Annotated in this window: 10 protein-coding genes; 1 reads left to right on the forward strand and 9 read right to left on the reverse strand. The window is 70.3% G+C overall.

Features of this window, described 5'->3' with window-relative positions:
* The first annotated feature begins 43 nt into the window (after positions 1 to 43).
* Complete coding sequence (locus ACIF83_RS01250; RefSeq protein WP_399722655.1) at positions 44 to 1,645, forward strand: beta-N-acetylhexosaminidase; 1,602 nt, start codon at positions 44 to 46, stop codon at positions 1,643 to 1,645.
* 85 nt (positions 1,646 to 1,730) lie between these two features.
* Here the strand turns inward: ACIF83_RS01250 and ACIF83_RS01255 are convergent, their stop codons facing one another.
* The 9 genes from ACIF83_RS01255 to ACIF83_RS01295 form a co-directional block, all read right to left on the reverse strand.
* Positions 1,731 to 3,500, reverse strand: coding sequence for an IucA/IucC family protein (locus ACIF83_RS01255; protein WP_399722657.1), 1,770 nt, complete (start codon positions 3,498 to 3,500; stop codon positions 1,731 to 1,733).
* Entirely contained in the window at positions 3,497 to 4,021 is a 525-nt protein-coding gene (locus ACIF83_RS01260; RefSeq protein WP_399722659.1) for a GNAT family N-acetyltransferase, read from the reverse strand. The genes ACIF83_RS01255 and ACIF83_RS01260 overlap by 4 nt, the downstream gene beginning before the upstream one ends.
* Positions 4,018 to 5,304, reverse strand: coding sequence for a lysine N(6)-hydroxylase/L-ornithine N(5)-oxygenase family protein (locus ACIF83_RS01265; protein ID WP_399722661.1), 1,287 nt, complete (start codon positions 5,302 to 5,304; stop codon positions 4,018 to 4,020). The genes ACIF83_RS01260 and ACIF83_RS01265 overlap by 4 nt, the downstream gene beginning before the upstream one ends.
* Positions 5,288 to 6,730 carry a lysine decarboxylase DesA gene (desA, locus tag ACIF83_RS01270; protein ID WP_393464273.1) on the reverse strand — a complete coding sequence of 481 codons (1,443 nt, stop codon included), beginning with the start codon at positions 6,728 to 6,730 and terminating at the stop codon, positions 5,288 to 5,290. Before desA ends, ACIF83_RS01265 begins: the two co-directional genes overlap by 17 nt.
* Positions 6,731 to 6,845: 115 nt before the next feature.
* Positions 6,846 to 7,667: a siderophore-interacting protein gene (locus ACIF83_RS01275; RefSeq protein WP_399722663.1), complete on the reverse strand. Its 822-nt coding sequence runs from the start codon at positions 7,665 to 7,667 to the stop codon at positions 6,846 to 6,848.
* A 134-nt stretch (positions 7,668 to 7,801) separates the two neighbouring features.
* Positions 7,802 to 8,848 (reverse strand): ABC transporter substrate-binding protein, encoded by a 1,047-nt coding sequence (locus tag ACIF83_RS01280; protein ID WP_399722665.1) that lies wholly within the window; start codon positions 8,846 to 8,848, stop codon positions 7,802 to 7,804.
* A gap of 140 nt (positions 8,849 to 8,988) precedes the next feature.
* Positions 8,989 to 10,149: an acyl-CoA dehydrogenase family protein gene (locus ACIF83_RS01285; protein ID WP_393466893.1), complete on the reverse strand. Its 1,161-nt coding sequence runs from the start codon at positions 10,147 to 10,149 to the stop codon at positions 8,989 to 8,991.
* A 5-nt stretch (positions 10,150 to 10,154) separates the two neighbouring features.
* Entirely contained in the window at positions 10,155 to 11,096 is a 942-nt protein-coding gene (locus ACIF83_RS01290; RefSeq protein ID WP_399722667.1) for a hydroxymethylglutaryl-CoA lyase, read from the reverse strand.
* Entirely contained in the window at positions 11,093 to 13,033 is a 1,941-nt protein-coding gene (locus tag ACIF83_RS01295; protein WP_399722669.1) for an acetyl/propionyl/methylcrotonyl-CoA carboxylase subunit alpha, read from the reverse strand. Before ACIF83_RS01295 ends, ACIF83_RS01290 begins: the two co-directional genes overlap by 4 nt.
* Positions 13,034 to 13,040 lie beyond the last annotated feature (7 nt).

Here is a 13,040-nt window from a genome sequence, read left to right on the forward strand (position 1 = left end):
ATCTGCGGGAGAGTGGTCTTTACCACTCGTGAAGGGAGCGCATGTGAGACCGAACCACAGCACGACTCCCCGACTCACCCGGATCCTCGGATCCCTGCTGCTTCTGGCGGCGGCAGGCGGGTTCACCGTCGGCGCGGCACCCGTCCCGAGCGCCGCCGCGGCGACCCCGCTGGACCGGGTGGTCCCCGCGCCCGCCTCGGTCAGGCCCGCCGGATCCCCGTACCGCATCACCCGCGCCACCCGGCTCCGCGTCGACGACTCGGCCGAGGTCCGCCGGATCGGCGCCTACCTCGCCGGCATCCTGCGCCCGTCCACCGGCTATCCGCTGCCGCTCACCGAACAGGGTGCCGGCGGTATCCGACTCCACCTGGCCGACGGGCCGTTCGGCGCCGAGGGCTACCGCCTCAGCAGCGGACCCCGGGGCGTCTCCCTCACCGCGCGCACCCCGGCCGGCCTCTTCCACGGGGTCCAGACCCTGCGCCAGCTGCTCCCGGCCTCGATCGAGAAGAAGACCGTCCAGTCCGGCCCCTGGCGGATCGCCGGCGGCACCATCGAGGACCGCCCGCGCTACGGCTACCGCGGCGCCATGCTGGACGTCTCCCGGCACTTCTTCACGGTCGCCCAGGTCAAGCGCTACATCGACCAGATGGCCCTCTACAAGATCAACACGCTGCATCTGCACCTCAGTGACGACCAGGGCTGGCGCATCGCCATCGACTCCTGGCCGCGCCTGGCCACCTACGGCGGCTCCACCCAGGTCGGCGGCGGCCACGGCGGCTACTTCACCAAGGCCGACTACCAGGAGATCGTCCGCTACGCCGGCTCCCGCTACCTGGAGGTCGTCCCCGAGATCGACATGCCCGGCCACACCAACGCGGCCCTCGCCTCCTACGCGCAGCTCAACTGCAACGGCACCGCACCCCCGTTGTACACCGGCACAGACGTCGGCTTCAGCTCGCTGTGCGTGCCCGAGGAGGTGACGTACACCTTCGCGGACGACGTCATCCGTGAGCTCGCCGCGCTCACCCCCGGCCGCTACCTGCACATCGGCGGCGACGAGGCGCACTCCACCAGCCATGCCGACTACGTGAAGTTCATGAACCGCGTGCAGCCGATCGTCGCCAAGTACGGCAAGACGGTCATCGGCTGGCACCAGCTGACCGGCGCCACCCCCGCCCAGGGCGCCCTCGCCCAGTACTGGGGCGTGGACGGCACCAGCGCGGCCGAGAAGGCCCAGGTGGCCAAGGCGGCCCAGAACGGCACCGGGCTGATCCTGTCCCCGGCCGACCGGCTCTACCTCGACATGAAGTACACCAGGAACACCAGGCTGGGCACGGAGTGGGCGGGCTACGTGGAGGTGAAGCGCTCCTACGACTGGAACCCGGGCGCCTACCTTCCCGGGGCACCCGCCTCGGCCGTCAAGGGCGTCGAGGCGCCGCTGTGGTCCGAGACGCTCACCAAGTCCGCCGACATCGAGTACATGGCCTTCCCGCGCCTCGCGGGAGCGGCCGAGCTGGGCTGGTCCCCGGCGGCCACCCATGACTGGGCCCGCTACCGGGTGCGCCTCGCGGCCCAGGGCCCGCGCTGGACCGCCCTCGGGATCACGTACTACAGGTCGCCCCAGGTGCCCTGGCCGGCGAGCTGAGCACAGGCCCGAGCCAAGCCCTGGGAACAGGCCGACTGGCATCCCGCAGGACCGCGCTCCGGGGTGCCCGTCGGCCCATGAGCCGTCAGAACCCGGCGATCGGGTTCCGCAGGTTCCCCACCAGCTGGAGCGCGCCCGACGGATCGGCGAGGTCCACCATCTGCCGGTTGTCGCGCAGCTGGAGCCGGTTCAGGCAGGACAGCGCGAACTCCGGCGCGAACATGTCGTACTGCGCGAACCTGTCGGCGAGTTCCGGCGCCGACTCCTGGTACTCGCGGGTGACCTCCGCGACCGTGCGCCAGAAGCCGACCTCCGCCAGGATCCCCTCGGCGGCGAGGTTCGCCGCGAGGAACCGGAAGAAGCAGTCGAAGACATCGGTGAAGATCGACAGCAGCTTCTTGTCCTCGGGCACCTCGACACGGATCCGCCGTACCTCCGGCGGCAGGATCGCGTCCGGGTCCATGACGGCGATCTCCTCGGCGATGTCCTTGTAGACCGCCCGCTCGACGACCCCGTCCCGCAGCACGAGGATCACGTTCTCGCCGTGCGGCATGAAGGCCAGGTCGTAGGCGTAGAAGCTGTGCAGCAGCGGGGTGAAGTAGGCCCGCAGGTACTGCCGCAGCCACTCGGCGGGCGCCAGGCCCGACCGTTCGATCAGCGCGCCCGCGAAGGAGGCGCCCTCGTGGTCCACGTGCAGCAGGGACGCCATGGTCGCGAGGGACTCGCCCTCCCGCAGCGACGGAACCGGGCTCTCCCGCCACAGCGCGGCCAGCATCTTGCGGTAGGGCGAGTAGCGGTCGGTGGCCTGCTCGTACTCCAGATGCCGGTAGCCGACGGCCGCCCGCTCCCGGATGATCGTGAGGCCGGTCGACTTCAGCACGCCGTCGTTCTCGACGAGCTGGGCGAGCCAGTCGTTGATCGCCGGTGTCGCCTCCATGTAGGCGGCCGAAAGCCCTCGCATGAAGCCCATGTTGAGGACGGACAGGGCCGTCTTCACATAGTGCTTGTGCGGGTCGGAGGTGTTGAAGAAGGTCCGTATGGACTGCTGGGCCAGGTACTCGTCGTCTCCCTCGCCCAGGCACACCAGGTACCGGCGGGCCACTTCGGCGGCGAAGGTGACGCTGAGCTTGTTCCACCACTGCCAGGGGTGAACGGGCATGAGCAGGTAGTCGGCGGGGTCGAGGCCCTGCTCCGTGAGCGTCCCGTGGAACCGCTCGACGGTGGCCGCCCCCAGCTCCTGCCGGACGAAGTCCTCGTACTCGATCCCGACACCCGCCGTGAAGGCCGCCCGCGAGCGGTGCGCGGCCAGCCACACCAGCCGGACGGGGCTCGCGGTCTCCGGGGCGTACGACAGGTACTCGTGGATGCCGAAGCCGAGCCGCCCATTGTTGGCGACGAAGCAGGGGTGACCCTCGGTCATCCCGGTCTCGATCGCCTGGAAGCCGCTCCGCGCCAGCTCGGCGGAGGTGACCTTCGGTTTGGTCAGCTTGTAGCAGGTCCCGGAGAGGGTGGAGGAGATCTCCTCCAGGTAGACGGGCAGGACCTCGTCGCTCAGGCCCAGTGCCTGCCGCAGCTCGACGAAGAAGTCCAGTGCTGCCAGCGGGAGTTCGGCGCCGGCGCGCCGACGGGTGATCGAGTCGGCATCGACCGCCCAGTGGTCGAGGCCGCGCCGGGTGGCCGCGAACCGGTAGGCGGTGAGCCCGTCGTCGCTGCGGACGACGTACCGGTCGCCCTCCCGCTCCGGCGTGATCAGCCGCTCATGCGCGAACTCGGCGAGCGCCTTGCGCACGAGGAGGCGGTTGGCGGTGTCCCAGCGCTCCGGGGACAGATGGGCCACGGCGTCGGGCAGGCTCATGCGGCCACCGCCTTCGCGAACTGCTCCCGTGTGCAGAAGCTCAGCAACGCCTTCTTCTCCGGCTTCCGTATCTCCCGCTCGGGCACGAACCCGACGGCCTCGTTCAGGGCGTGCACGGCCTTGTTGCGCACGTCGGGCTCGACGACGACCCGCTCCACCGCGGGGTCCTCGAAGAGGTGGGCCATGACGGCGGTGATGACGGACCGCGTGAACCCGCGCACGGGCGTGTCGGTCGCGGGCGTGAGGAAATGCATGCCGACATCGCCGGGCCGCGGCTCGTACAGGCCGACCAGCTCGCGGTGGGCGGGGTCGTACACCTCCATCAGGAAGGCGGGCACACCGTCCCGCAGACCGAGCAGGGCGTGGTGGTGCTCGTCGGCGGCGATCTCCATGTAGGTGCGCTCGACGTCCTCCAGTTTCGCGTCCTGCATCATCCAGAATGCGGCCTTGGGGTGGGTGACCCAGGAGTGCAGCAGCTCGGCGTCCTTCAGAGGGTCGAGGGGGCGGAACGTGAAGGTCATACGGCGAACTCCTGGAAGGCGATGGTCTTCTCGACCGGGTAGTACTCCGCGCCGAGCAGCTCACGGATGATGTACGAGTTCCGGTACGCGCCCATGCCCAGGTCGGGGCTGGTGACGCTGTGGGTGTGGACGCCGGCGTTCTGGAGGAAGACGCCGCGGCCCGTCACGTCGATCGCGTAGTTGCGGGCGACGTCGAAGCGGCCGTGGCCGTCGAAGCGGAGCCGGTCGCGCAGCGGGGCGAGGAAGGCCGGGGGCTCGTAGTGGTAGCCCGTGGCCAGCACCAGCCCCTCGGTGCGGATCTCGAAGTCCTTGTCCTGCTCGTCCTGGTGGAAGCCGAGGGTGTACGTTCCGTCCTCGTAACGGGCATTGGCCAGCGACGAGTTGGTGAGCAGCCGGGTGGGGACCGGGCGGTCGCCGCTTTCGACGTTCTTCCGGTAGAGCAGGTCGAAGATCGAGTCGATCAGGTCCGAGTTGATGCCCTTGAACAGGCCCTTCTGCTGCTTCTCCAGCCGGTAGCGGGTCTCCTCGGGCAGCGCGCGGAAGTAGTCGATGTAGTCCGGGGAGGTCATCTCCAGCGTCAGCTTGGTGTATTCGAGGGGGTAGAAGCGCGGGGAGCGGGTGACCCAGTTGAGGTCGTAACCGTGGACGTCGATCTCGGAGAGCAGCTCGTAGTAGATCTCCGCCGCGCTCTGGCCGCTGCCGACGACGGTGATGGACTTCTTGGCCTGGAGCTCCGCCTTGCGGTGCATGTACTGGGAGGTGTGGATGAGGTCGCCGCCCAGGCCGCGGCACGGCTGCGGAACGAAGGGGACGGTTCCCGTGCCGAGCACCAGATGCCGGGCGTGAAACGTTTCGCCGCCCTGGGTGCGGACGACGTACCGCTCGTCCTCGTACGTGACCTCGGTGACCGTGGTGCCGAAGCGGACGTTGCCGAGTCGGTTCGCCGCCCAGCGGCAGTAGTCGTCGTACTCGACGCGCAGGGGATAGAAGTTCTCGCGGATGTAGAACGGGTACAGCCTGCCCTTCTCCTTCAGGTAGTTGAGGAAGGAGTACGGCGAGGTCGGGTCGGCCAGTGTGACCAGGTCGGACATGAACGGGGTCTGCAGATGGGCACCGTCCAGGAACATGCCCGCGTGCCATTCGAAGTCGGGCTTGGAGTCCAGGAAGACTCCGTCCAGTTCGGCGATGGGGTCGGTGAGGCAGGCGAGGCCGAGGTTGAAGGGGCCGAGCCCGATCCCCACGAGGTCGTAGGTCTTGATCGGTGCTTCAGGACGCGCGGTCAAGGGACTCTCCCAGGTACTGCTCGGCGTGGCCGGCGATCAGGTCGAGGACGGCGGCGATGTCGGCCGTCGTCGTCTCGGGGTTGAGCAGGGTGAACTTCAGGTAGTGGCGGCCGCCGACCTTGGTGCCCGCGACCACGGCGTCGCCGGAGGCGAACAGGGCCTTGCGGGCGTACAGGTTGGCGCGGTCGATCTCGGCCGGGTCGGTGACGGCCGCCGGGATGTAGCGGAAGACGAGGGTGGAGAGCGAGGGCTCCACGACGACGTCGTAACGGGGGTCGGCGGCGAGCAGCCTCCAGCCCTCCTGGGCCAGCTCGCACACCTGGTCGAACAGCTCGCCGATGCCGTCGGCGCCCATCACCCGCAGCGTCATCCACAGCTTGAGGGCGTCGAAGCGGCGGGTGGTCTGCAGGGACTTGTCGACCTGGTTGGGGATGCGCTCCTGCACCATGCGGCGCGGGTTCAGGTACTCCGCGTGGTAGGTGGCGTGGCGCAGGGTGGCCGCGTCCCGGACCAGCACGGCGGAGGAACTCACCGGCTGGAAGAAGGACTTGTGGTAGTCGACGGTGACCGAGTCGGCGCGCTCGATGCCGTCGATGCGGTCCCGGTGCCGGAGCGAGGCGAGCAGACCGCAGCCGTAGGCCGCGTCCACGTGCATCCAGGCCCCGAACTGGGCGCACAGCTCCGCGATCTCCGGCAGCGGGTCGATGGAGCCGAAGTCGGTGGTGCCGGCGGTGGCGACGACGGCCATGGGGACGAGGCCGTCCTTCCTGCAGCGCTCCAGCTCGTGGGCGAGGGCGAGGGTCTGCATGCGCTTGTCGTGGTCGACGGCGACGGAGACCACGGATTCCGGGCTCAGCCCGAGCAGTTTCGCCGACTTCTGCACGCTGAAGTGGCTGACCTCGGAGGCGAAGATGCGCAGTTGGGCGAGGGAGTTGCTCTTCGCCTCCTCCCGGGCCAGCAGCAGCGCCTGGAGGTTGGACTGGGAGCCGCCGGAGGTGAACACGCCGTCGGCGGCCGGGCCGAGGCCGATGCGCCCGGCCGTCCAGTCGATCAGCTTCCGCTCGATGAGGGTGCCGCCGGCGGACTGGTCCCAGGTGTCGAGGGAGGAGTTGACGGCGGAGAGCACGGCCTCGCCGAGCACCGCCGGGATGACGACCGGGCAGTTGAGGTGGGCGAGGTAGCGGGGGTGGTGGAAGTAGACCGCGTCCCGGAGGTAGAGGTCCTCCAGCTCGTCCAGGACCGCGGCGGACTCGCCCAGTGGCCGGTCGAGGTCGATCGCGTCGATGCGGGGGGCGAGGGCGTCCACGGTGACGCCGGTGAACGGACGGTCGGTGGTGGCGAGTTTGGCCGCCACCCGCTCGACTCCTTCGGTCACGGAGCGTCGGTAGTGCTCCGCGGTGAGGCCATTGAGCAGGTGCGAGCGCATGTGGGGGTCCTCCGAGGGGACTGTCCGTGCGGGGAAGATGAACTTAGGTTAGCCTAACCTAAGTTTCACGGATCGAGGCGTGCCTGTGCCGTGACTGCCGACCCTTCAAAGGGAGTTACTCGGCGGTGCGGAGCTGTTCCTCCGTCATGCCCTGGCGCCAGTAGCCGACGAAGGTGACGTGCCGCCGGTCGAACCCGCGCTCACCGACGAAGTGCCGGCGCAGCTCCTTCACCCGCCCGGACTCGCCGGCGATCCATGCGTACGGCCGTTCGGCGGAGGGGAGTCGAGCGGCTCGTACGGCGTCGACGGCCATGGGGGAGTCGGCGTGCCGTACGAGCCACGTGATCTCCGCGTCCGCCTCGGTCGCCACGTCCTGGATGTCGCCGGCATGCGGCACCTCCAGCCAGGCGCGGGCGCGGGTGCCTGCCGGCAGGGACTCGAGGATGGCGGTGGCGGCGGGCACGGCGCTCTCGTCGCCCCAGAGGACGACGAGATCGGAGTCGGCCGGCGGCCGGAACCGGATCGCCCGGTTGTCCGCGATCGCCGGCCCGAGCAGCAGCACCCGGTCACCGGCGGCGGCCCGCGAGGCCCAGTGGGAGGCGGGCCCGGCGGGCGCGTGCAGGACGAAGTCGATGTCGATCTCGTCGGGGTCCCGGCGCAGCGCCCGCAGCGTGTACGAGCGCATCACCGCCCTTACGTCGTCGGGCAGTTCACGCCATCCCTGCCACCATCCGTCCCCCAACTCCAGCGGTACCACGGGTTCGGCCTGCCCCGGATGCGGCAGGAAGAGCGACAGGGACTGGTCACGCCCGCCGGAGTGGAAGGCGTGCAGATCGGCACCGGCGAAGGTGACCCGGACCAGAGACGGCCCGAGCCGCCTCGTCCGCACAACCTGAAGGGAGAAGAACCGGAACGGGGCGGCTACGGCCGTAGTCATGGGGGCTCCTGAGTCGACGTCAGTTTTCGGGTGTGGGGGCGTCCGACCTACCCAGGGGCGCGGGGAACTGGGCGACCAGCCACATACGGCCCGCAGTCGCCCACGATGCAACCCGCCCCCTCTCGGTGAAGCGTCTAGCTGACCTTCTCGGCCTTTTCCAGGGCCTCCGCCAGGCTCGTCAGCAGCGGTACGCACTTGTCGTACGACAGGATCGGCTCGGGCGAGCGTGCGATGACCTGACCCGCCTTCACCGCAGGCAGCTTCTTCCAGGTGGGCTTGGTGATGTCGGCCGGCTGGATCGCCGAGGAGCGGTCGTCCATCATGATGATGTCGGCCTGGTACTTGTCGACGTTCTCCCAGCTCAGCGACTCGTACCAGCCGCCGCCCTGCTTCTTGGCGCTCGCCGGGGGCTCGACGAAGTTCACGCCGAGGGCCTTGAAGTACTCCAGGTCGACGGAGAGGTCGGTGCCGGAGACGTAGAAGAGCTGGTCGCTCGCGGAACCGGCCATCACCTTGATGCCGGGCTTGGCCTTGGCCGCGGCGCGCAGCCGGGCGGCGGCGGCCTCGAACCGCTTCTTCGCGTCGATGACGGCGGCGGCCTTCATATCGGCGCCGAGCGACTCGGCCAGCTCCCACATGCGCTGCAGCGGCTGGGTGAGCCGGCGGTCGTAGACGGAGATGCCGACGCTCGGCGCCAGTTGGGCGATCTTCTTCTTGGACTCGTCCGGGACGTACCAGAGGGTGCCGGCGTCGTCGAACATCGTCGTGATGAGCACGTCGGGCGCGAGGGCCGCGTACTTCTCGATGTTGAACTGGCCCCAGGTGTTGCCGAGGACCGTCAGCTTGCTGACGTCCATGTCGCCGGCCTGGACATCGGCCTTGCCGGCGGTGGTCTTCGTCGGGCCGAAGACGCCCTTGACCCGGATGCCGTAGTCGTACAGGGCGGCGCCGACGCCGGTGAACGCGACGATGTTCGCGGGGACCTTGTCCAGCTTCACGGTCGTGCCGCGGTCGTCCTTGAAGCTCCAGGGGCCGGACTTGCCGCTCCTGGCCGCCTTCCCGGAGTCCGCGTCCTTCCCCTTGTCGTCCCCGCAGGCGGCGAGTGCCGCGCCGAGTCCGAGGGCGCCGCCCGCGACGAGCAGTCCGCGGCGAGTGAAGTGGGTGGCACGGGCATGGGACATGGGTGCGACTGCTTTCGAACGGGGCGAGGCGCCCGCCGGACAGGTTCGAAGATAGGTTAGCCTAACCTCAGTACCTGTCCAGTGGGTGGGGCGCCTCGCGCCCGGACCTGTGCGCGGCCTGTCGGCCGCCCGGAGCTGTCTCAGCCCACCAGCCCCAACTCCCGTGCGATCAGCATCCGCTGGACCTCGCTGGTGCCCTCGCCGATCTCCAGGATCTTGGAGTCGCGCCACATACGGGCCACCGGATACTCGTTCATGAAGCCGTAGCCGCCGTGGATCTGGGTGGCCTCGCGGGCGTTGTCCACGGCGACCGTGGAGGAGTACAGCTTGGCCAGGGCCGCCTCCTTCTTGAAGGGGTCGCCCGCCACCAGGCGGCTGGCCGCGTCGCGCCAGGCGAGGCGGGCCGTGTGGGCCTTCATCTCCATGTCCGCGATCTTGAACTGGATGGCCTGGTTGGCACCGATGGGCCGGCCGAACGCGTGGCGCTCCTTGGCGTACTTGACCGACTCGTCGACACAGCCCTGGGCCAGACCCGTCGCCAGGGCCGCGATGGCGATCCGGCCCTCGTCGAGGATGCGCAGGAACTGGGCGTAGCCCCGGCCCTCCTCACCGAGCAGGTTGGCGGCGGGCACCCGGACGTCCTGGAAGGACAGTTCGCGGGTGTCGGAGGCGTTCCAGCCGACCTTCGAGTAGGGGGCGGCGACCGTGAAGCCGGGGGTGCCCGACGGGACGATGATCGCCGAGATCTGCGGCTTGCCGTCCGGCTTGCGGCCGGTGACCGCCGTGACCGTCACCAACCCCGTGATGTCCGTGCCCGAGTTGGTGATGAAGCACTTCGTGCCGTTGATGACCCATTCGTTCGTGTCCGGGTCCAGGCGGGCCGTGGTGCGGGTGGCCCCGGCGTCCGAGCCGCCGTCCGGCTCCGTCAGGCCGAAAGCGCCCAGGATCTCGCCCGCGCACAGACGGGGGAGCCACTCGCGCTTCTGCTCCTCGGTGCCGAACAGGTGCAGCGGCATGGCGCCCAGCGAGACACCGGCCTCCAGGGTGATGGCCACGGACGAGTCGACCCGGGCCAGTTCCTCCAGGGCGATGCCGAGGGCCAGGTAGTCGCCGCCCATGCCGCCGTACTCCTCCGGGAACGGCAGCCCGAACAGGCCCATGCGGCCCATCTCGCGGACGATCTCGTACGGGAACTCGTGCCGCTCGTAGAAGTCGCCGATCTTCGGCGCCACGACATCGTGTGCGAACTCCTCCACCGTACGGCGGAGTTCCTCGAGCTCGGGGGAGAGGCGGTGGTCCACAGTGATCACTGCTCCTTGTGGGACAGGGCTCGGACGGTGCGGGACGGGCTGGGTCGGCCCAGGTGGGCGGCCATCCAGACGCTGGTGGCGACGAGGCGGCCGAGGTCGACTCCGGTGTCGATGCCGAGGCCCTGCAGCATCCACACGAGGTCTTCGGTGGCGAGGTTGCCGGTCGCGGACTTGGCGTAGGGGCAGCCGCCGAGACCCCCGGCGGAGGCGTCGATCGTCGTGACCCCGTGTTCCAGTGCCGCGTAGGTATTGGCCAGTGCCTGGCCGTAGGTGTCGTGGAAGTGCACGCCGATGACGTTGGTCGGCACGCCCTCCTCGTTGAGCAGGGAGAGGAGTTCGAGGACGTGGCCCGGGGTCGCGACCCCGATGGTGTCCCCGAGGCTCAGCTCGTCGCAGCCCATGTCCATCAGCGCCTTGCAGACGCGGGCCACCTGGTGGAGCGGGACCGCACCCTCCCAGGGGTCGCCGAAGCACATGGACACATAGCCGCGCACATGCACGCCGGCGTCCTTCGCCTGCCGCACCACCGGGTCGAAGACGGCCAGCGACTCGTCCACGGTCCGGTTGAGGTTGGCCTTCGCGAAGGACTCCGTGGCACTGGCGAACACCGCGATCCGGCGGGCGCCGAGCGCCAGCGCCCGGTCCAGGCCGCGCTGGTTGGGCACCAGCACGGGGAGTTCGGCACCGAGGTCGCCGACCAGCGGGTACAGCTGCTCGGCGTCGGCGAGTTGGGGCACCCACTTGGGGTGCACGAAGCTCGTCGCCTCGATGGTGGTCAGACCCGCGTCGGCGAGCCGGCGGATGAACTCCGCCTTGATCTCCGTCGGCACGGTCATCTTCTCGTTCTGCAGCCCGTCCCGCGCGCCGACCTCGTGGATCCGCACCCGCTGGGGCAGGTCCTGGGCCGGTACGACCATGGGCAGTCCGTCGGCGCTCATTCCGCCACCGCGCCTTCCTCGTCGTGTGGTGCGATCACGGCGAGCACCTGGTCCATGGCGACCGTCGCTCCCGGGGTCACGTCCAGCTCGGCGACCGTGCCGGCGTGCGGGGCGGAGACGACGTGCTCCATCTTCATCGCCTCGACCACCAACAGGCTCTGGCCCGCGGCCACTTCGTCGCCGACGGCGACCTTCACCACGGTCACCGTGCCGGGCATGGGCGCGGTCAGCGAGTCGGCGCCCGCATGCGCGGCCCCGGAGAGGGAGGCGGCCACCGGGTCGTGGTCGCGCACCTGCCAGGCGTCGCCGTCCCGGCCGATCCAGTCACCGGCCCGGTGGAAGGAGTGCCGGACGCCGTCGAGGGTGACGGCCACCCGGCCCTCGGTGACGGCGTGCGCGCCTCGCGGGGCGTACGTGACCGGGTCGGTCACGCGCAGGTCGAAGGCGGGCCGCTTCGGGGTGCCGCCGAGGCGCCAGCCGGTCGGCACCGAGAAGGGGTCGGTCCAGCCTTCGGAGCGAGGCCGCAGCTCCTCCAGCCGTACGGCCGCCGCCGCCTCGTACACCTCCTCCGGCACATCCGTGGTGACCAGCTCGTCCACCACCCGCTCGACCAGACCGGTGTCCAGCTCGCCCGACACCACGGCCGGATGGGCCAGCAGCCGCCGCAGGAAGCCCGCGTTGGTCTGCACGCCCAGCGTGACGGTCTCGGCGAGGGCGGCCCTGAGCTTGCGCAGCGCCGTCTCCCGGTCGGGGCCGTACGCGATGACCTTGGACAGCATCGGGTCGTACAGGCTGCCCACCTCGGTGCCCTCGCTGAGCCCGGAGTCGGTGCGCAGGCCGTCGCCCTGCGGCTCGTTCAGCAGCAGCACCGTGCCGCCGGACGGGAGGAACCCGCGCGCGGGGTCCTCGGCGCAGATCCGGGCCTCGACCGCGTGCCCGGTCAGCCGGACGTCCTCCTGCGCGAAGCCCAGCCGCTCCCCGGCCGCCACCCGCAGCTGCCACTCGACCAGGTCGAGCCCCGTGATCAGTTCCGTGACCGGGTGCTCCACCTGGAGGCGGGTGTTCATCTCCATGAAGTAGTACGAGGACGGGTCGCCGCCCGGGACGATGAACTCCACCGTGCCCGCGCCCCGGTACCCGCACGAGCGCGCCGCCTGCACGGCCGCCTCGCCCATCGCGGCCCGGGTCTCCTCGTCGAGGAGCACGCTCGGCGCCTCCTCGATGATCTTCTGGTGCCGGCGCTGCAGCGAGCACTCGCGCTCGCCGAGGTGGACCACGTTCCCGTGGCCGTCCGCCAGCACCTGGATCTCGATGTGCCGGGGGCGGTCGACCCACCGCTCCACCAGGAGCGTGTCGTCCCCGAAGGAGGCGCGGGCCTCGCGGCGGGCGGCCGCGATCTCCTCCTCCAGCCCGGTCACGTCCCGCACCAGGCGCATGCCCTTGCCGCCGCCGCCCGCCGAGGGCTTGAGCAGCACGGGGGTCCCGATCTCCCGGGCCGCGTCGGCCAGCTGGGCGTCGGAGAGCCCGCTGCCGCTGGAACCCGGCACGACCGGCACCCCGGCCGCCTTCACCGTCTCCTTGGCCCGGATCTTGTCGCCCATCAGGGCGATCGCGTCCGCGGGCGGGCCGATGAAGACCAGCCCCGCCTCCTCGCACGCCCGCGCGAAGCCCGCGTTCTCGGCGAGGAACCCGTACCCGGGGTGGACGGCCTGGGCGCCGGTGCGGGCGGCGGCCTCCAGCAGCCGCTCCACCGACAGATAGCTCTCGGCCGCGGGGGCCGGACCGATCCGTACCGCCGTGTCGGCCTCCCGTACGTGCCGCGCGTCCGCGTCGGCGTCGGAGAAGACCGCCACCGAGCGCACGCCCAGCGAGCGGAGCGTACGGATGACGCGTACGGCGATCTCGCCCCGGTTGGCCACCAGCACTGTGTCGAACACGGTTCCC

The sequence above is a fragment of the Streptomyces sp. NPDC085866 genome (assembly GCF_044541035.1).
Lineage (GTDB): Bacteria > Actinomycetota > Actinomycetes > Streptomycetales > Streptomycetaceae > Streptomyces.